The sequence below is a fragment of the Candidatus Vallotiella sp. (ex Adelges kitamiensis) genome (assembly GCF_020342435.1).
In the GTDB taxonomy this organism is placed as follows: domain Bacteria; phylum Pseudomonadota; class Gammaproteobacteria; order Burkholderiales; family Burkholderiaceae; genus Mycetohabitans.
On record NZ_CP080504.1, the window covers coordinates 654,544 to 676,039 of the forward strand.

12 protein-coding genes are annotated in these 21,496 nt (G+C 44.7%); 4 read left to right on the forward strand and 8 right to left on the reverse strand.

Annotated features, from left to right (window positions below; genetic code table 11):
* Positions 1-37: 37 nt before the first annotated feature.
* Positions 38-2,389 carry a UvrD-helicase domain-containing protein gene (locus tag K0T93_RS02535; protein WP_225721150.1) on the reverse strand — a complete coding sequence of 784 codons (2,352 nt, stop codon included), beginning with the start codon at positions 2,387-2,389 and terminating at the stop codon, positions 38-40.
* 146 nt (positions 2,390-2,535) lie between these two features.
* Between K0T93_RS02535 and K0T93_RS02540 the strand changes: the two genes are divergently transcribed.
* Positions 2,536-5,397 (forward strand): valine--tRNA ligase, encoded by a 2,862-nt coding sequence (locus K0T93_RS02540; RefSeq protein WP_225721151.1) that lies wholly within the window; start codon positions 2,536-2,538, stop codon positions 5,395-5,397.
* Positions 5,398-5,498: 101 nt separating this feature from the next.
* Entirely contained in the window at positions 5,499-6,380 is an 882-nt protein-coding gene (gene galU, locus K0T93_RS02545) for a UTP--glucose-1-phosphate uridylyltransferase GalU (protein ID WP_225721152.1), read from the forward strand.
* A gap of 37 nt (positions 6,381-6,417) precedes the next feature.
* On the opposite strand, the gene K0T93_RS02550 is transcribed toward galU, so the two are convergent.
* Together K0T93_RS02550 and alaS are read right to left on the reverse strand one after the other, a co-directional pair.
* Positions 6,418-6,648 carry a sulfurtransferase TusA family protein gene (locus tag K0T93_RS02550; protein WP_225721153.1) on the reverse strand — a complete coding sequence of 77 codons (231 nt, stop codon included), beginning with the start codon at positions 6,646-6,648 and terminating at the stop codon, positions 6,418-6,420.
* Positions 6,649-7,796: 1,148 nt separating this feature from the next.
* Positions 7,797-10,421: an alanine--tRNA ligase gene (alaS, locus tag K0T93_RS02555; RefSeq protein ID WP_225721154.1), complete on the reverse strand. Its 2,625-nt coding sequence runs from the start codon at positions 10,419-10,421 to the stop codon at positions 7,797-7,799.
* An 810-nt stretch (positions 10,422-11,231) separates the two neighbouring features.
* Between alaS and K0T93_RS02560 the strand changes: the two genes are divergently transcribed.
* The gene (locus tag K0T93_RS02560; protein ID WP_225721155.1) at positions 11,232-13,016 is read left to right on the forward strand and encodes a glutamine--tRNA ligase/YqeY domain fusion protein; all 1,785 of its coding nucleotides are present in this window, start codon (positions 11,232-11,234) and stop codon (positions 13,014-13,016) included.
* Positions 13,017-13,111: 95 nt separating this feature from the next.
* Here K0T93_RS02560 and K0T93_RS02565 read toward each other — a convergent pair whose 3' ends face one another.
* Positions 13,112-13,972, reverse strand: coding sequence for a tRNA threonylcarbamoyladenosine dehydratase (locus K0T93_RS02565; protein WP_225721156.1), 861 nt, complete (start codon positions 13,970-13,972; stop codon positions 13,112-13,114).
* A 155-nt stretch (positions 13,973-14,127) separates the two neighbouring features.
* On the opposite strand from K0T93_RS02565, the gene pdxH reads away from it, so the two are divergent.
* Positions 14,128-14,766, forward strand: coding sequence for a pyridoxamine 5'-phosphate oxidase (pdxH, locus tag K0T93_RS02570; RefSeq protein WP_225721780.1), 639 nt, complete (start codon positions 14,128-14,130; stop codon positions 14,764-14,766).
* Positions 14,767-15,846: 1,080 nt separating this feature from the next.
* Here the strand turns inward: pdxH and glmM are convergent.
* The 4 genes from glmM to K0T93_RS02590 form a co-directional block, all read right to left on the reverse strand.
* A complete protein-coding gene (gene glmM / locus K0T93_RS02575) occupies positions 15,847-17,205 on the reverse strand; it encodes a phosphoglucosamine mutase (RefSeq protein WP_225721157.1) in 1,359 nt (452 codons plus the stop codon).
* Between the two features lie 58 nt (positions 17,206-17,263).
* Complete coding sequence (folP, locus tag K0T93_RS02580) at positions 17,264-18,154, reverse strand: dihydropteroate synthase (protein WP_445082806.1); 891 nt, start codon at positions 18,152-18,154, stop codon at positions 17,264-17,266.
* Between the two features lie 95 nt (positions 18,155-18,249).
* A complete protein-coding gene (gene ftsH, locus K0T93_RS02585) occupies positions 18,250-20,142 on the reverse strand; it encodes an ATP-dependent zinc metalloprotease FtsH (RefSeq protein ID WP_225721159.1) in 1,893 nt (630 codons plus the stop codon).
* Between the two features lie 174 nt (positions 20,143-20,316).
* Entirely contained in the window at positions 20,317-20,973 is a 657-nt protein-coding gene (locus tag K0T93_RS02590; RefSeq protein WP_225721160.1) for an RlmE family RNA methyltransferase, read from the reverse strand.
* Between the last annotated feature and the right edge of the window lie 523 nt (positions 20,974-21,496).

A 21,496-nucleotide genomic window follows, 5' to 3' on the forward strand; every position in this document is an offset into this window, starting at 1 on the left:
TTGCGTAATAATATTACGCAACACTCAACATTAAGTATTATAGTGTCTGTAGTTTTGAGATCGCGAGGGCAAGCCATTTTGTGCCGTGCTGCTTAAATGTAACTCGTGCTTTTGCGTCCGCGCCATCTCCCTCTAGCCCAGTGATAGTTCCCTCTCCAAATTTTGGGTGGAATACGGATATGCCGATCCGAAAGCTGTTCTTTGTTACTGGTATGCTTTCATCAGGGCAAGTGCTAGTATATGATATATGGTCGCGCTGCTGCTGGATTTGGGAAAACCAATCATGGTTCCACCCAGTGTTGTTGTCTATTAAATTGGTATGCTGTAGCGGGCGCAAGCTAGATTCCGTCTTAGACAGAGTCCATTGTAATACTCTGGCCGGTAATTCATCAAAAAAACGGGAGCGCACATTATAACGCGTCTTGCCGTGCAACATTCTACTTTGAGCGAATGATAGGTAGAGAGATTCCTTGGCGCGCGTGATTGCAACATACATTAGGCGTCGCTCTTCCTCAAGCCCATCTAGTTTTATTAGGCTATTCTCGTGCGGGAAAAGACCTTCCTCGAGTCCGGTGACAAACACAGCCGAAAATTCGAGTCCCTTGGAAGCATGTACTGTCATTAATTGAAGTACATTTTTCCCAGTATTAGCCTGATTATCACCAGACTCGAGTGACGCATGCGATAGAAAACCAGAAATTGGCGTCATCTGATTTAGATCTTGGCGGGATCTTTCGATACTCAGCGCCTTAGGTACAGCTTTTTTGTTATTATCATCTAATCTCCCCATAGCCGCATAATTCTTAGCCGAGCGCGCGGGGGAAATAGAGTACGCTGGCGAGAAATCATAACCTTCCTCAACTACGTATGCACTGGCCGCATTAACTAGTTCTCGTAAGTTCTCAATACGCTCCTGATTTTCAGGAGCATGAGAATAGAACTTTTCTAGACCACTGCTTTTAATTACCCCTTCAACGATTTCCGGCAAGCTCATAGCTTGGGTATCGTTATACATCTGCTCAATTAACGCAAGAAACGCACTAAATAGCTGGCCAGCTCTACCGGTCACGTATGGAATTGCCTGCATCATAGAGCAACTATATATCCGTGCAATATTAGCCAGTTGCTCAATCGAGCGTGTACCAATACCCCGGGCCGGAAAATTAATCACCCGATTAAATGCAGTATCATCATTTACATTATTCATTAGCCGTAGGTAGGCAAGCGCATGCTTAATCTCTTGGCGCTCAAAAAAGCGCAAACCACCATAGACACGGTATGAAATTCCAGCATTAACTAGCATATGTTCAACCATGCGTGATTGCATGTTACTGCGATAAAGTACCGCAATTTCGTCGGGTGATAGCCCTGTGTCGATAAGAGCGCGAACTTCTTCCACAATCCAACTAGCTTCTTTCGAATCGGTCGTTGCTTCATAGACTTGTACTAGTTTTCCATGACAGGCATTGGTACGCAGATTTTTGCCAAGCCGTTTCGCATTATGTGCGATCAGCATATTAGCTGCATCGAGAATGTTGCCATGTGAACGATAGTTCTGCTCAAGCTTAATCAAATGCCGGATGTTGAACTCGCGTTCAAAATCAAGCATATTACCCGCGTGAGCACCGCGAAACGCGTAAATTGACTGGTCATCATCCCCAACTGCAAATATTCCGTTACGCTCGCCAGCCAGTAGTTTTACCCATGCATACTGAAGCTTGCTGGTATCCTGGAACTCATCAACTAGGATATGCTGGAAACGGGTCTGATAATAGGACCGTAGAGTTGAATTGTGTTGCAGGAGTTTATATGAGCGTAATAGCAATTCTGAAAAATCGACGACCCCTTCGCGTTGGCATTGTTGCTCGTAGGCAAAATACAGCTCGACCCATTTGTGATTAAAGTTATTGCTAGAATTGACCTCTTCAGGCGCTAGACTTTTCTCCTTTGCGTTATTAATAAAGTGCTGTAGATTCTTAGCTAGACATTTCTCGTCGTTAACTTTTAGGCTCTTCATAAGCCGCTTGATTGCTGTCAACTGATCTGCTGCATCTAAAATCTGAAAAGTCTGTGGCAATCCAGCATCTTGGTAATGGGTGCGTAACATCCGATTGCATAATCCGTGGAAAGTGCCAATCCACATGCTATGTGTGTTAATTGGTAGTATCACGCCCAAGCGCATTAGCATTTCACGTGCTGCCTTATTCGTAAAGGTGACGGCTAAAATATCAGTAGCGCTCACCTCACCACACGAGATTAACCATGCAATTCTAGTAATAAGCACGCGCGTCTTGCCACTGCCCGCTCCGGCAAGAATCAAAGCTGGTTCGTTTGGCAGCGTCACTGCTGCAAATTGTTCTGGATTTAGATTGGCGAGCAAATCAGACATGAGCGACTTTAGTCACAACAGGCCTGTCATTATACAGATACTGTCGGCTCAATACGCTACAGTTAGTTTATTACTATCTTCATTATAATTAATTACACTGCATTGATTTCACCGCATTTTCACCGCCTTTCAGGCAAACTTATACGATGAGCAATAGCGATATCACGATTTCAAAAAGTTTTGAGCCATCAACGATTGAGGCGTATTGGGGCCCAGAATGGGAAAAACGTGGCTACGCAAGGACAACTTTAGACCCGCGGCGCCCTAACTTCGCAATTCAGCTGCCACCGCCAAACGTAACAGGTACGCTACACATGGGCCATGCGTTCAACCAGACCATCATGGATGGATTGGCGCGATATCACAGGATGCGAGGTGATAATACGTTATGGGTGCCCGGTATGGATCATGCGGGCATTGCTACGCAAATTATCGTAGAGCGCCAACTCGATGCACAAAATCAATCACGGCAAGCGCTGGGACAAAAACGCTTTATTGAACGCGTCCATCAATGGAAAAAAGAATCAAGCTCTACAATCACCCGACAAATTCGACGACTAGGTGCATCAACTGACTGGTCGAGAGAATATTTTACAATGGATGAAGGTATGTCCCGGGCTGTGATTGATGTGTTTGTCCGCCTCTATCAGCAAGGGCTAATTTACCGTGGGAAACGGCTTGTGAACTGGGATCCAGAGCTGGGAACTGCTATATCGGATCTAGAGGTTGTCAGTGAAGAAGAGGATGGCAATCTGTGGTACATCCGCTATCCACTCTCTGATGGCTCAGGCTATATAACCTTAGCAACTACACGGCCCGAAACAATGCTGGGCGACGTTGCAGTTATGGTCCATCCACAGGATGAGCGTTATACAGCATTAATTGGCAAGACTCTTACACTACCGTTAGTAGGACGTAAGATCCCGATTATTACCGATGATTATGTAGAGCCTAAGTTTGGAACAGGTGTAGTTAAGGTTACACCAGCGCATGATTTTAACGACTATAAGGTTGGAAAACGCCATGGATTAGCGCAGATTATTGTACTCACATCTGATGCAAAGATTAATAATAACGCACCGGTTGTTTACCGCGGGCTTGACCGATACGATGCACGCAAGCGCATCGTATCGGACCTCGCCGCGCTCGGCCTTCTTGAATCGATTAAGCCCCACCGATTAGTTGTGCCGCGTGGTGATCGCACACGATCGATTATTGAGCCAATGCTTACCGATCAATGGTTCGTCGCGATGAGCCGACCGGCGCCCGAAGGTACATTCCATCCCGGCCAGTCGATCACGCAAACCTCGCTTGACGTAGTACGGCGTGGTCAAATCAAATTTGTACCCGAAAACTGGACTACTACGTACTACCAGTGGCTAGAAAACATCCAGGACTGGTGCATCTCTCGTCAACTTTGGTGGGGGCATCAGATTCCCGCCTGGTATACGGATGATGGTCAAGTATTTGTTGCGCACAGTGAAGCTGACGCGCTTGCGCAGGCCCGTGCGCAAGCCTACAACGGAGAGCTTAAGCGCGATAAGGATGTTCTTGACACATGGTTCTCGTCTGCACTAGTACCGTTCTCTTCGCTGGGATGGCCGAAATTAACATTAGAACTCGAGCACTTTCTACCGTCAGCAGTATTAGTGACAGGCTTTGATATCATCTTCTTCTGGGTAGCTCGAATGGTGATGATGACTACGCATTTCACCGATAAGGTGCCGTTCCACACTGTGTATGTGCACGGCCTAGTGCGCGATGCTGAAGGCCAAAAAATGTCCAAAAGCCGTGGCAACACACTTGATCCAATTGATATCATCGACGGAATTGACCTTGAAACGCTTGTCAATAAGCGCTTAACTGGGTTGATGAATCCGAAACAGGCAGCACTGATCGAGCAAAAGACACGTGAGACGTTCCCAAGCGGTATTCCCGCCTACGGCACTGACGCGCTTCGCTTCACAATGGCTTCCATAGCTACACTCGGACGTAATGTAAATTTTGATCTCGCACGCTGCGAGGGCTATCGTAATTTCTGCAATAAATTATGGAACGCCACACGTTTCGTGCTACTAAAGTGCGAAGGATATGATTGCGGCATCGTTGCATACCCAGGAGATTTTAGATCGATCGACACGCTTAATTTCTCGCCGGCTGACCGATGGCTTGTATCGCTGTTGCAACGGGTCGAAGTAAATATCGAGCAGGGCTTTTCCGACTATCGCTTCGATAACATTGCAAGTGCGATCTACAAGTTCATTTGGGATGAGTATTGTGATTGGTACATTGAGTTAGCCAAAGTTCAATTGGAGATTGGCACGCCAACGCAGCAGCGTAGTACGCGTCGCACCCTACTTACAGTGCTCGAAATAATCCTGCGACTTGCACACCCGTTAATTCCGTTTATTACTGAAGCGTTGTGGCAGAAGGTCGCTCCCCTAATAGGGCAGTATCCAGTAGGAACTGCATCGGGAAATGCCTCGATAATGATGCAATCCTATCCTCTCAGCGCCTCTGAGAGAATTGATGAGCAGGCGGAAGCATGGATTGCTGAACTAAAAGCAATAGTCAATGCATGTCGTAATTTACGTAGCCAAATAAAACTAGAGCCGGCAACGCGTGTGCGTCTGGTGGCAGGAGTTAATGTGACGCGATTGAGAGAATTTTCTCCTTATGTAAGGGCGCTTGCCCGGTTGTCAGAAGTCGAAGTACTCGAAGATAAAGCCGAGCTTGATAAACAGGCGTTTGGTGCACCAGTTGCCCTCGTTGGCACGATCAAGATGGCACTAAAGGTCGAAATTAATATTACTACCGAACGCAAACGATTGACTCAAAAAATTAGCCACATTGCAAATGAGCTAGCTAAATGCAATGCGAAGCTGCAAAATAAGAATTTTTTAGCTCGAGCGCCAGCCGCTATTGTAGACCAAGAGCAAAAAAGATTATCAGATTTTCAGTCGATGTTGATAACGTTAAATAATCAGCTTGGGCGGCTCTCATCATAAAGCGTATAAACACATAAATAAGGATATGATTTCTAGCGAGCTGTCTATTTTCCTAATATCGGGCTAACCTATATAACCGGAAACAAACCAGGTAATTAAAGATGCTTAAAGTTACTAAGGCTGTTTTTCCAGTAGCAGGTCTTGGCACGCGGTTCCTCCCAGCTACAAAAGCAAGCCCGAAAGAAATGCTTCCAGTAGTTGACAAGCCACTGATTCAGTATGCAGTTGAAGAAGCGATCGCTGCAGGGATAACTGAAATGATCTTTATAACAGGTCGCAGTAAGCGCGCAATCGAGGATCACTTTGATAAGTCATATGAAATAGAATCAGAACTTAAAGCTCGTGGCAAGCATAAGTTACTTGAGTTGGTACGCGGGATTAAGCCAAGTCATGTTAACTGCTGCTATGTGCGACAGCCCGAAGCTCTTGGACTCGGACATGCAGTATTGTGCGCAGAAAAGCTCCTCGGTGATAACCCATTTGCAGTTATTCTCGCCGACGATCTTTTGTATGGTCGGCCACCAGTGATAAAACAAATGATCGAAGTGTTCGATCATTACTATAGCTCAGTAATTGGCATCGAAGAAGTGCCTCATAAGGAAACGAAGTCGTACGGCATCATTGATGGTAAAGAATTAGAAGATAGCATCGTCAAGATGTCAGGTATTGTTGAGAAGCCAGCCCCACAGATAGCGCCATCCAATTTTGGCGTGGTTGGACGCTACGTACTCAAGCCGCGCATTTTTAGTCACTTGCGCGCACTAAAACCAGGTACAGGCGGAGAATTACAATTGACTGACGCAATCCAAACTCTGCTTAGGGACGAGCAAGTGCTCGCGTATAAGTACCATGGAACACGCTTCGACTGTGGAAGCAAGCTTGGTTATCTCAAGGCAACAGTCGAGTTTGCGCTGCAGCACCCAGAGGTTTGCGATGAATTTTCAGAATACCTCCGCACACGCTCTCCTGTTCTTAAGGGCTAATGCTGTAATACAGCGCCGTAGCTTTCAGCACTTTTAGTCAACGCCGACGCATTAAAAATACGAAAGTTTTACTAGCGCAAGCGGTAACTTTGAGTAGCTCGTTTTTGGTCTGTTTCGCAAATTCAGAGAAATCTTGCGGCGAGCTGGGATCCGTCGCTAGAATTTTTAGGATCTGACCGCTCTGCATATCTGCCAGCGCTTTTTTAGTACGTAAGATTGGCAATGGGCAGGTTAGCCCTCGCGCATCGACTTCCTTGTGAATTTCCATCGAATTTCTTTGTTTTTAGCTGAGATGCTATGCACGTTTGTTTGCATCATATACGAATTATAGCGGGCGCAAGTCCGAAGGTCCGTATCGTTAACATATCAATCCTGCAAAGATAAATTGCATTATGTCTCGAATACGACTCGAGTAATGTTTTACGTTGAACAATCTCTAAAATTGATTTGAACTTATTCTGCTTACTCGCAGTATCTACAATATAGTAGTAAATTTAACGTAATTAAATTACGTTAAGCCACCCGTAGCGATGTTGACTCAACATACTTAAACGTTATCAGACATGTACTGCTCATAACAAGAGGCAGGTCGGCAGTACAACCAGGGCAATCCTAAGCTTAGTGCGCAATACGTAGCGTACAGAAACTCTTAGTTTGCTTACCGCTCTTTCCAAGAGCACAAATAATCAGCAGTAAAAGCCCATTAATCTGGCAGTTTTTCCACGAGTAACCAACTTGTATTACCTATCGGAAATAGCATGCGCATGCGTATATCCCGCTGATTAGGAGATTATAAAGTACAAATATATTACGACTATAATACGATGCTCAAACTTAAAACCCGCGACTTAATTACACGGCGCAGATCACTAGAAATAGCTGCCCTCCGACAATGCGCCTAGAATGATTGTTCCTCCTATAGAAAGGCGGGGAAATTGAATTTATCTGGCTATATAGAAAAGATATAGATTTTCTAATCAGAATAGCGTTAGCATCGTTCGATGGTGCTATGCTAATAATAGCATTACTATAATATACCGCAGATGTATTAAGCTGTAACGATTTATCTAGCAAGACCCACTTGCATTTTATTGCGCTGTTTGATTACGCTTACTAACTAGTATCCTCGCGTTTAATACTCCTGGTGGAAATGAGTAACACGCGGTAACGACTAACCAAGTAGCATAATTGAGACGTACTCTCTGCTGGTGCGCTCTAGCTTAACAATATCTTTAAACTTATGTCTGCAAATCTTAAAATTCATACGGATCGCAACCTATTACTACTTATTAATCTACCATTATTGATCTGTTAGCTATTGGGATAGCTGGAATGCTGTACTGTCTAATATCAAACATATTTTTGATTAATCTTTATCGGTATCTATTACGTCTAGACTATATCTCCTATGAGCGCCTACAATCGTGCTCGGATCCATTCCTTAACACTGAGAAGCGCTTCTGGAAGCTGTGATGGATCAGTACCGCCTGCTTGTGCTATATATGAACAGCCCCCTCCTTTGCCACCAACCTGCTTTGCAACAAAGTTAACTAGCTCATCGGCTCTAATATTTTTACTTATGTTAGTCGTCACGCTGGCAATCAAGCTAACCTTACTACTATAGACACTGGCTAATACAATCACCGCATGATTGAGCTTATCTTTTAGCTCATCGGCTGTCTCACGCAACGTTTTTACATCAACACCCTCAAGCTTAGCTGCCAACACATACACGCCTGCTACGTCGACTGTTTGGTTCAACAATTCATCTCTCGAGTTCGTCGCGAACTTAGATCTAAGCTGTGCTAGCTCCTTTTTTAATACTTTAAGCTGATCTCGAACCTGCGCGAGGCGCGGAGTAAGCTCTATTGGTCGAACTTTTAACACCGCAGCAGCTTCGGAAAGCATCGACTCTAAGTTATGTACATAGCGCACTGCATTGTCTCCGGTAATCGCTTCAATACGACGAATATTTGCCGCTACACCGCCCTCGAAAATGATCTTAAACAAACCAATATCGCCAGTGCGCTGCACATGTGTGCCACCACATAACTCCCGAGAGAAGCCTAGATCAATCACGCGCACCTCATCAACATATTTTTCGCTGAATAGCGCTGTCGCGCCTGACTTAACAGCGTTATCGAATGACATTACCTGAGCAATACTCAGCGTATTGGCGAATATCTCAGCATTAACTAATTCCTCGATATTATAGATTTCATCGTTGCTGAGAGGCTTGTTGTGTAAGAAATCAAAACGAGTTTTTTCTGGATCAACCAATGAACCTTTTTGCTGTACATGTAGACCTAGCACCTCGCGCAGCGCTTTATGCATCAGATGTGTTGCTGAATGATTTCGCGCAGTACGGGTACGTCGCCTAACATCGATACAAGCGCTGACGATATCACCCACTTTTAACTCGCCGTGCTCGAGGATGCCGTGGTGACCAACTACATTGGCCCGGACCTTCCGTGTATCAGATACAGTAAAGCACGCCGTTGAACTAGTAATTGTTCCCTGGTCTCCAATCTGCCCACCTGACTCTGCATAGAAAGGCGTCTGGTCAAGCACAATAACGCCCTGGTAGCCAGCTTGAAGTAATGGTACCGTTATACTATTCGTATATATTGCGACGATCTTAGCATCATTACACATGTGCGTATCATAGCCACGAAATATAGTTTTACCACCTATATAGCTAATATCTTGAGCCATCTGGAACTTGGAAGCTGTACGAGCCTTCTCACGCTGGCGCTTCATTGCTTCATTAAACACTACCTGGTCGATATTAATGCCCCGCTCACGACACATGTCTGCTGTCAGATCTAGCGGAAAACCGTATGTATCATGTAACTTGAATGCAAGTTCACCATCGAGAACTGTTAAGCCGCGCGCTAAGAGATCAGAAAACACGATGTCTAGGATTGATAGCCCTTGCTCAATTGTCCCAGAGAAACGTTCTTCTTCCTGCCGCAGCACATCAGTTATATGTTGCTGTTCCAGCTTTAATTCGGGATATGCACCCGCCATTTCATTAACTAGATCTTTAACTAATTGATGGAAAAATAGATGCTTACAGCCAAGCTTGTAGCCGTGCCGTATTGCGCGGCGTGCGATACGGCGCAACACGTAGCCGCGCCCTTCATTTTCCGGTATTACTCCATTAACAATCATGAAACTACATGTTCTAATATGGTCAGCAATCACCTTTAGGGAGTTATGCGCGAGATCTGATATGCCGGTCTCTCGAGCCGCTGCGGCAATTAGTCGTTGGAATAGATCAATTTCGTAGTTGCTATGCACATGCTGCAGCACTGCGGCAAGCCGCTCTAGTCCCATGCCAGTATCAACACACTGCTTGCTCAGGGGCTTAAGGTTACCCTGCACATCGCGGTTGAATTGCATGAACACGAGGTTCCAGATTTCTATAAAGCGGTCACCACTCTCGTCAGCTGATCCGGGCACCCCCCCAGATACTTGGGGTCCGTGATCATAGAAGATCTCTGAGCATGGGCCACAAGGACCGGTATCAGCCATTTGCCAGAAATTGTCTGAGGCATATCGCGTGCCCTTGTTATCACCAATGCGAATGATCCGCTCGAGCGGCAAGCCAATTTCATGGTTCCAGATGTGATATGCCTCATCATCCTCGTAGTATACAGTCACAATTAGTTTTTCTGGGGGCAATTTATAGACACGCGTAAGCAGCTCCCACGCATAGTGAATTGTGTCGTGCTTAAAATAGTCACCAAATGAGAAGTTTCCTAGCATCTCAAAGAATGTATGGTGTCGGGTAGTGTGGCCAACGTTCTCCAGATCATTATGCTTTCCACCAGCTCGTATACTAGGTTGAGAAGTTACAGCTCGCGAGTATGGCCGGGTTTCAGCGCTTAAAAATACGTCCTTGAACTGCACCATTCCAGAGTTTGTAAACAACAGCGTTGGATCGTTGGAAGGCACCAAACTTGAACAATGAACGATTGTATGACCCTTCGATTCGAAGAACTTCAGGAACTTTTCGCGGATTTCGGCGGTTTTCATGGCGTACTTCGAGTAATCTATCGCTGACCAGCCAGCGTATCGGTGAATCCAGACGCGGACATATTCGGCTTAATGATTGGATTATACGGGATGTACATGTATGTATACCGCATAGAATCTCTTAGTCCCTGCTCTTGAAAAGAGAGATATTTGGTTTATCGGAGCTCTAACTCACTCGTGCGCATTAGACTCGATATCTTTATTTGAGCTAACTGCCTACTGGAATATAGTATTTGAAACCTACTTGATACGTCTTCAGCTGAAAAGTATAGGCTTAACTGTGCCTCACTTAGATAGATCAGACTTAAACTAAGCGATTACCCAATCATAAAAATTTTGCATGAGCCCTGACACCCCCGAGCAGCAGAGACGAGATACAAGTAACTAACCAACTTGTGTAAAGAGTAAATAAGACATTTTATTATTAATTCGGCTACCCTTGACTAGCCTATGGCTTAATACGTAACCGGTACGACCTAGCTTCTACACTAATCACCGCTTTAAAAAAAGCAATAACGACCCGAGAGCGTTTAATTTGAATGAGTGACAGCAAATCCTACTGACACTTTGTGCGTTTATTTCTTCTTTTATAACTGGATCTGTCTTCGCATATACACGAAGAAACCCTAAGAGCGTTAATTGAAATATGAACAGTGAGTTCTTTGTGTATTTTTCGATTATAGCGCTATCGATGTAATCTCGACATACCGCCGTGCCCGTGCCATTATTACCTGATCATCGAGTAAAATACCGTGTCGCGAACATCGACTGGCCTAGGCGGGAATGGTCTAGGCCCTACCATACACGCTTATGAATATTGAATTCAACGACGTAAAATTAGGCGCTAATCTCGACCATAAGCCCACTGCTTCTTCGAGCGCGCCAATAAATACATTAGTTAGACCAGCTGACAAAATATCAAATTTTATCCGAAATATAATCGATAACGATAATCGGTCCGATAAGTGGGGGCAACGGGTTGAGACGCGATTTCCACCGGAGCCAAACGGCCACCTACATATTGGTCACGCTAAAAGCATATGCGTGAATTTTGGCATTGCGCGCGATTACGGTGGTATTTGCCACCTGCGTTTTGACGATACTAATCCGGAAAAAGAGGGTATCGAGTATGTAAATTCAATTATCGATGCGGTTCGATGGCTGGGATTTGATTGGCAAAAAGATAATCGTGAGCATCTGTACTTTGCCAGCGATTACTACGACCAATTATACGCCTTTGCTGAGCTACTAATTCAGCGGGGTAAAGTTTATGTAGACAGCCAAAACGCAGAACAGATCCACGCGACTCGGGGCACACTAACTATGCCAGGCATGCCGTCACCGTATCGTAATCGCACTTCTGACGAAAATTTGCGACTGTTCCGCCAGATGAAGGCGGGAAAATTTACTGAAGGCGCACATGTATTACGCGCCAAAATTGATATGGCGTCACCGAATATCAATATGCGTGACCCAATTATCTACCGAATCCGCTTCGCTCATCACTATCGCACTGGCGATGTATGGTGTATTTATCCGATGTACGACTATACGCACTGCGTATCTGATGCGCTTGAGAATATTACGCATTCACTATGCACGCTTGAGTTTGAGGACCATCGGCCACTATATAACTGGTTTCTCTCTGAGCTTACTGACGCCGGCGTTTTCACTCGTCCTCTTCCGCAGCAAATTGAGTTTGCACGACTTAATATGACATATGTGATCACGAGCAAGCGTAAGCTATTACAACTGGTTGAGGGCAAGTACGTAGACGGATGGGATGATCCACGCATGCCGACAATCGTTGGGTTGCGTCGTCGGGGTTTTACGCCAGAGAGCATCCGGCTAATGTGCGAACGCACTGGGCTAACTAAAGCTAATTCGTGGATTGATTTCGGATTGCTCGAGGCGGCACTACGTGAAGATCTAGATGAGAAACTACCACGAGCGATTGCCGTACTTGACCCGCTGAAACTCATCGTGGACAACTATCCGTTGGATAGTGAAGAAATGTGCAGCGCGCCGGTTCATCCACATCACGTAGTGCGTGGCACGAGGGTTTTTCCGTTCTCCCGGGAGCTATGGATCGAGCGCGCGGACTTTAACGAGAATCCACCCAAGGGCTATTTTAGGCTATTTCCGGGCAATCACGTGCGGCTTCGCTACGGTTTTGTTGTCGAATGCACAGGTGTGGACAAGGATAATAATAGCAATATTATTGCAGTACATTGCAACTATTTTGCGGATAGCAAATCTGGTACTCAGGGTTCTAACCATTATAAGGTTAAAGGCAACATCCACTGGGTTAGCGTCGCGCACGCATACTGCACTGAAGTGCGCTTGTACGATAGGCTATTTAAAGAGCCATATCCAGACGCTAACGGTCGAGACTTCCTTCAAGCGCTAAACCCTAACGCTAAGCGTGTAGTAACCGCTTACCTCGAGCCCGGCGCGCAACATTTTCTGCCCGAAGAACAAGTTCAATTCGAACGACATGGTTACTTCGTCGCAGACTGCGTTAACTCAGTACCCGGAAAACCGGTTTTTAATCGGAGCGTTAGCTTGCGTGACAGTTGGGGCGCGTCTACCTAATAGGTTTATAGGTTGTAAGGATAGCCTTGACTAATAGTGAGATCAAAATCTAAAATTGAGTACATACTTTCTGTGACGATACTAACTACAAGACTCTAAGCTGAAAAGCGCGGTGATGTCTGAGAGTGGCTAGAGGTTAGAGCGTTTAGTACGTAAGCTGCCGCTGAAAATCCAAAGCTGCCAGTTACACAGACGCTGGAGCCAAAGCCCGCGCAATGAAGACCGGATGCTGCCGATCTAGCTAGATCACAAGCTGCCACCTGCGGATAAATCAACGGCTCATCAGAGTAGACTGCCCGAACGTTAAATCGCTCTTTCGACTGGCGTGGGAATCCATGGTGTTTGCGCAACCGCGATCGCACCTTACATAATAAGGGATCTTGAGTTGTACAAGCTAAATCATCAATGTGAATACGCGTCGGATCGAGTTGCCCACCGGCACCACCCACCGTCACTATCGGCACTCGGCGCCGAATACACCATGCGATTAGCTCTGTCTTGGCGCATACGCTATCAATAGCATCAACGATAAAGTTGCATCTAACGTCTAGAAGCACATCTAGATTGTTTGAATCAATAAAATCATCAACTTGTGTAATTACGCACCGCGGATGAATTGCCCTGATCCGCTCGGTCATTGCATAGACTTTCGACTTGCCGTAATTAGTATTTATTGCCTGGATCTGGCGATTTGTATTGCTTTTTGAAACATGATCCATGTCAATGAGTGTTAGGTGACCGATTGCACTTCGCGCCAGAGCTTCGGCTACCCATGAGCCAACCCCCCCGATACCTACAATGGTAACATGAGAGTGTTCGAATTTCTGTAGGGCAGCGTCGCCGTATAATCGTGCTACGCCGCTAAACCGGCGTGGATAGTCTTCTGTTTCAAATTCTACAGTTTCTGAGGCTAAGTCGTATGTCTCACGATTTGGATCACGCGTTGTAAATGACATTGGGATAAATAAAGTATGACTTTATATATGAAATAAGAGTGAACAACCATTCTATTATGGCTTTTTTATAGTATAGCTAACGTATCTGCTCAGACATATAACCCTCACATTTATTTCCGATATACTTAAACCCATAGTAAGTGACTGTACACAAAATGATCTCCCTTGCCAATCTACGAAAAAACTACACGCTTAGTACATTATCAGAAGATGACGTCGATGCTGACCCGATTAAGCAGTTCAAATGCTGGTTTGAACAGGTTCTCCATGCCGGGCTCCCCGAACCGAATACAATGACATTGTCTACTGTTGATGAGCGCGACCGTCCAAACTCACGGATCGTGCTCATTAAGGGATTCGATGTGCAAGGTTTTACATTTTTTACTAATTATCAGAGTCGGAAAGGTCGAGAACTAGCGCATAATCCTTATGCTACCCTGCTTTTTTATTGGATCGAGCTAGAACGACAAGTCCGCATTGGGGGAAGGGTAAATAAAACTACCGACATAGAAAGCGATAACTATTTTGCATCTCGTCCTATTGGCTCACGCATCGGTGCGTGGGCCTCCGATCAAAGCACGACACTACACAATCGCGGGGAACTAGAGGCGCGTACAAAACACTTCATGGCACAGTTCGGCAACAATCCACCTCGACCCCCCCATTGGGGTGGCTACCGGCTAGTTCCAGATATGATAGAGTTTTGGCAAGGACGATCTTCGCGTCTACATGACCGAATCCAGTACCTGCGTGATCTGGACAACACATGGAGAACTATACGTCTATCTCCATAAACTTGTCTGATAATTCTGACGCTTTATACAAAGGTTTGCATTCAAACAATATTATTTATTAACAATATAGTGCACCTAAATCTCTGAAAAACGTTGATGCTGAGGACTTAGGTCGACATTATGTGTGTCTATACATGCACAATATCGCTAAGAATTTTTAGAAACTCTTAGTTAAATCTAAGTACTGATTAATAACGAAAATTTTTGAAAAAATGACTAGCACGAATTTAGTACTTTGAATTTCTCAATAGAGGCTAATATAGTAAGCAATAACCCTCTAATTATATTAAATACTGCCACCTTTTGCTGCTGACTGGAATTAAGTACTTAATGTTATACGCATTTGGTGTACTTCCTTATCCCATCTTAGCACACCTAGTGCGCGCTCTATATTTCGGAAAAGCCCCATAGTTTTTTTAAAATCTACAGCATATTTGTAACTACTTCTGTACGTGAGTTTGTAATTACAAGTACCATTTGAAGCACTTGTCAACATAAAGCTAGAACTAGCTAGTCTCTTAGACGTGTATTTAAGAAAAAACTTAAATACAGATGCTTAAATGTTGCTAAAACAATATATTGTTTTAGCAATGTACGTAAGTACATATTACAGTATATCTAATATTTTCCAGTCTGAGCCTGATATTATACACGCGTATAAACTATACTAATCTAATTAGTTAATTATTTTTGATAAATGCTTTGCATAGATGAAGCTAGTACTCAGTACGCATGCGTACTACTTGTACAATAGCATTTAATCGTGAACTTTAGGGTTAATTATTCGATTACTAAACTCAAATTTTATTTGAGCGGACACTATTTAAGACTTAACCCGTTAAAATACTTATTATATTAATAACCTCCGTGTACGCTGCAGACTACAATTTAGAATACAAACAGACTACTTTTAGTAAATCTGTTATCCCCAACAGAATATTTGAAGCCGTAAAAAGCTGTCGTCTACATGATAGTTTAATTGATACTTCTAGATGATTCGCTATGTATGAATTAGCATCGTGAATGTACTCCCTACGGAAATACAGTTTGTGGAATTTAGCTATTCCATCCCACTAGCGTCTAAGTTACCCTGTATACGCTTTGTACGACTTCAGCAATAGCCTGCGCATAACCTCTTGCCTCATCTAGGTGCTGCGCCTCAACCATCACTCGTAGTACTGGTTCAGTACCAGACGCACGGACTAGCACGCGCCCAGATTGACCTAATGCATTTTTAGCCTGAACAACAGCCTCGCGAATTGCAGTGTTACTTTGCCAATCCACACCCGGTAATATCTGCACATTAACAAGTGTCTGTGGAAATAATATTAGCTCACCAAGAAGTTGGTCTAGCATCTGGCCACTACGTTTTATTGCGGCAAGAACTAGTAGAGCTGATACGATTCCATCACCAGTTGTATGGTGATCTAGCGATAAAATATGTCCCGAGCCTTCAGCGCCGAGTTGCCAGCCCCGTTCACGCAGTTGCTCTAAAATATATCGATCGCCTACATCCGCTCGCACAAATTTAATACCAAGTTGCTGTAGAGCGATTTCCACTGCTAGATTTGTCATGAGAGTTCCTACTGCGCCCGGTACTGATCCATGTGTGAAAATGCGATCTTTTAAAAGCACGTATAGAAGCTCATCACCGTTATATAGTCGGCCAGCTGCGTCGACAACCCTTAGTCGATCCGCGTCACCGTCTAATGCGATACCTAGATCAGCATGATTCGCACGTACTGCGTCAACCAACATATTGGGCACAGCAGAATTTGCCCTATCATTTATATTAAAACCATTGGGAGAAACGCCGAGCGACACAACTTCAGCTCCAAGCTCCTGGAATACATGCGGTGCGATTTGATATGCTGCGCCGTTCGCACAATCAACGACAAGTTTTAATCCGTATAAATCGAATGTAGCTGGAAATGTACCTTTACAAAACTCAATATACTGTCCTGCCGCATTATCAAGCCTCTGTACTTTGCCAAGCTGTTCAGATGGTACACAAATTATCGGTTGTGCAATCTGGCTCTCAATAGCATACTCAATCTTGTCGGGTAACTTATTACCGTGTCCCGAAAAAAATTTAATACCATTATCATAATAAGGATTGTGGGATGCACTAATTACAACCCCGGCCGTTAGGTGTAGTGCCCGAGTTAGATAGGCGATACCTGGTGTAGGCATAGGTCCAGCTAGCATTACATCAATTCCTGCTGAAGAAAATCCGGCTTTCAAGGCCGCTTCAAGCATGTAACCAGAAACGCGTGTGTCTTTACCGATTAATACAGTTGGTCGCTCACCGTTTATAGAATCTACTCCGGCTAGCACTTTACCTGCTGAATATCCGAGACGAAGTATGAAATCAGGAGTAATCGGCTGTTCACCTACTTTTCCTCGGATACCGTCCGTGCCGAAATAACGACGATTCATATCAAACTCCTCTTTATCGTACTATGCGACACGATACAGGTGTGCTCGGTTTTAGTTACTATTTTTCATAGTGAGCCTCATGTGTAGATTGAGCACAGCACCACGATCGTCCTCGAATCGCTTGCCAAACCTTTAATGCATCAACTGTTGGCGCGACATCATGTACGCGCACAATCGCCGCGCCTCTATCAATCGCAGCTAGCATACCGGCAAGACTGCCAGCTATTCTCTGCTGTGGTACGCTGCGACCTGTAGCTTCGCCGATCATTAGTTTACGTGAAAGCCCTACAAGGGTTGGCACACTAGCGGGTACAGCACGCGACAACTCACGTAGCAGCATGAAATTATTTTCAGTTGTCTTGCCAAAACCGAAACCGGGATCAGCGCAGAGTCGGTTTTTGGCAATCCCAGCTTGTTCTAGTAAGCGGATCCGCTCATCGAGAAAGTTATAAATATTCGTGACAACATTACGATACTGTGGCTCATATTGCATCGTACTAGGCGTGCCTTGCATATGCATTACACATAAACCACAAAAAGTATCGCGTACCGCATCAATAGCGCCTGGCTGACGAAATCCCCAGATATCATTAATCAAGTCTACACCGACATTGAGCGCAGCACGCATCATATTAGGTTTATACGTATCAATTGAGATGGGCACACCTATGTTTAGTAACTTTTCGATTAGGAATAATACACGAGTTAATTCTTTATTAAGCGGAACTGACGATGCGCCAGGCCGCGTCGACTCACCACCGATATCGATTATATCTGCTCCTTCATCGATCATCTTCTGAGCGTGCGCACTCGCAGTACTGTAGTTAACGAAACGTCCACCATCAGAGAACGAATCTGATGTTACATTCAAAATACCCATTACTAAGGGCCGTGCTAAGGTAAGCCTGAATCGGCCACATTGTAATATCGCGCTGTTAGTCGAGCTGATCGCGCTAGCAGTACTAGCCATAAGAAAACATATCTCAGCAAAAGAATGCCAAAAGGCTAGGGCTAGTGCACCAGCCTTTTATGAAAAAGGTTAGGTTATGCAGGGGCGGCCGCACCTGTCCCAGGCTTTACCTCGACACTTCCACTTATGCCTTCGTTTTGGATGCCACCGGATGGTGGATGTATGTTATTCGGTAGAAGAGGGTCATTCCCAGACATAATGTTATTAATCTGGTCAGCATCGATTGTTTCCCATTCGCGAAGAGCCTTAACCATTGCCTCAACCTTCTCGCGGTTATCCTCAAGTAATCTACGAGCTAAAGCGTACTGCTCATCGAGGATGCGGCGAATCTCTGCATCGACCTTTTGTTGCGTTGCCTCGGAAACTGAACGTGACGAGATCCGACCAAACATACCGTCCTGTTCAGTATCAATATAGACCATAGTCCCTAGCACATCGGACATCCCGTAGCGCGTCACCATATCGCGAGCCATCTTAGTCGCTCGTTCGAAATCGTTCGACGCACCAGTAGACATTGAATTTAAGAAAACTTCCTCGGCAGCTCTGCCGCCGAACAGGATTGCTATTTCTTCAAGCATTTTATCGCGGTATAGATTGACGTGATCATACTCAGGTAACTGCCATGTGACTCCTAGCGCCCAGCCACGCGGCATAATCGTCACTTTATACACTGGATCAGCATACGGCAGCAGCTTTGCTACGACTGCATGCCCCGATTCATGATATGCAGTATTTCGACGTTCTTCTTCGCGCATTACGGCCGACTTTCGCTCTGGACCCATGAAAATCTTATCTTTAGCATCTTCAAAATCTTGCATTTCGACGATACGTTTACTCCGACGTGCAGCAAACAGGGCTGCTTCATTCACTAAGTTTGCAAGGTCTGCACCAGAAAAACCTGGCGTACCGCGTGCCACCACTGAAGCATCGACATCATTCGATATAGGTACTTTGCGTAGATGAACTTTCAGGATCTGCTCTCGTCCACGAATATCTGGTAAGCCGACATAAACTTGACGGTCGAAACGTCCTGGACGTAGCAGTGCTTTATCAAGCACGTCGGAGCGATTTGTCGCGGCAATTACAATTACACCTGAATTAGCCTCGAAACCATCCATCTCAACCAGCATTTGGTTTAGCGTCTGTTCGCGCTCATCGTTTCCACCGCCCATACCAGCGCCTCGATGGCGGCCAACCGCATCGATTTCATCGATAAATACGATACACGGTGCGTGCTTCTTAGCTTGCTCAAACATATCCCGTACACGGGCAGCACCGACGCCGACGAACATTTCAACAAAGTCTGAACCTGAGATACTGAAGAACGGAACTTTGGCTTCACCTGCAATTGCACGTGCTAGTAGTGTCTTTCCGGTTCCCGGTGGCCCAATCAATAGCACACCGCATGGAATTCGACCACCAAGTTTCTGAAACTTTAGTGGATCACTTAGAAAATCGACTAGCTCATATACTTCATCTTTTGCCTCATCACAGCCTGCAACATCAGTAAAATTCACTGAATTATTATTTTCATCAATCAGGCGCGCTCGAGACTTTCCGAACGAAAACGCACCACCTTTACCGCCACTCTGCATCTGTCGCATCACATAAAACCAGAACCCAATGATTAGGATTGTCGGTCCAAGGTAGTACAAAACGGACACCAACATATTCGGCTCACCATCAGCTTTCCCGCTAACCTGTACACCATATTTCATTAGATCACCGACCATCCAGATATCGCCAGGCGACACAATTTTGTATTTCTGACCATGGATAAGAGTGACATCTAAGTTTCGTCCCTGAACAATAACGCTCTTAATTTTGCCGTTCTTTGCGTCGTCCATAAACCTCGAATACGTAACGCCTTCCTGGACGTGGGACTTGTCGAACTGCTTGAAAACCGTAAACAGCACAAGTGCTATGACTAGCCAAATTGCCGCCTTGGAAAACATGTTGTTGTTCAACGCACGACTCCTTTACTCATATGGGACGGCATCCGACTCGTGGCCTAAAAGCCCACTACTTTTAGGCATTTTAATCTAGTCCATTCCCCTCTGGCCGTAGCAATTGACTCTCAAGCAGATATAAAAAATTTAACACATTAAATGGCATACTACCCTAGATTAATATTCTTACATTCAGGCTCGCGGATACTTGAGTATCCGACCAAGAATAAATATTTCTGACGATTTATCGCGCGAAGATTTCGGCTTGCGAGAAGCTACAATCCTGAACTGGTGCTTAAATCGCTCAACGATTTGACTATACTTGCTGCCATGAAAACATTTAACCAATAGTGCTCCATCTAGTATTAGGTAATCTTGTGCAAATTTTAGTGCTAAATCGCACACGTGCTCGATCCGTGCCGCATCGGCTACTGCGATACCCGACAGATTGGGGGCTATGTCTGAAATTACAAGGTCTATCATACGGCCATTAATAGCCTCCTTTAGCTGCTCTAATACTATTTCGTTGCGAAAATCACCCTGAATGAATTTCACGTTAGAGATCGGCTCTATCGGTAGTATATCTAGCGCAATAATTGTTCCATTGATTCCGCCGTCTGTACGGCAGGGTCTGGCTGCTAGCTTATTTCTCGCGTATTGACTCCAACTTCCTGGCGCAGCACCTAGGTCAACTATTACTTGCCCTGGCTGGATTAAATTATCTAGTTCATCGATTTCTTGAAGCTTATACACCGCACGAGATCTATATCCCTCGCGACGCGCGCGCTTGACATATGGATCATTAATATGATTATGCAACCACGATTTATTAAATCGGTTTTTTAGCATAAAAAAGTTTAAATTTATCTGAGGTGATGGATTTCGGTGGCTGAAGCTTTTAAGCTTCAGCCTTGTCGCACACATTATCTCATATGCTTGTCTTTATCCTTCCTCTGCTGATTAGGCACATTATGCGCGTAAGTCTGTGCGATATAGCCAGCCGTCTTAATTAGAAAAAAGCTTAATAAAGATGTAGTAGTTAATGAGATTAATATGTAGTCTAAATAGCAAGAGCTACTCATAATAAAAGTATTTATCAGCGATCACACTTAGTATTTGTAACATGATCTATGATCATCTATCAGCGGCACTTATTTAGCATATCAACAAGTGTTTATAATCTAAAGGCCGTAACACAGATAACATTTTCTAATGCACGCTATAATATATCGAGAATTGCTACCACGTCACGTGTCGTTAAGATCTGAATAGTATAATACGATGCCAGATCTACAATGAATTAAAGTGTTTGGTAACGCTTTACTTCGGATAGCAATTTTAGAAAAGAAAAATAGACAGATAAGTTAAAAAA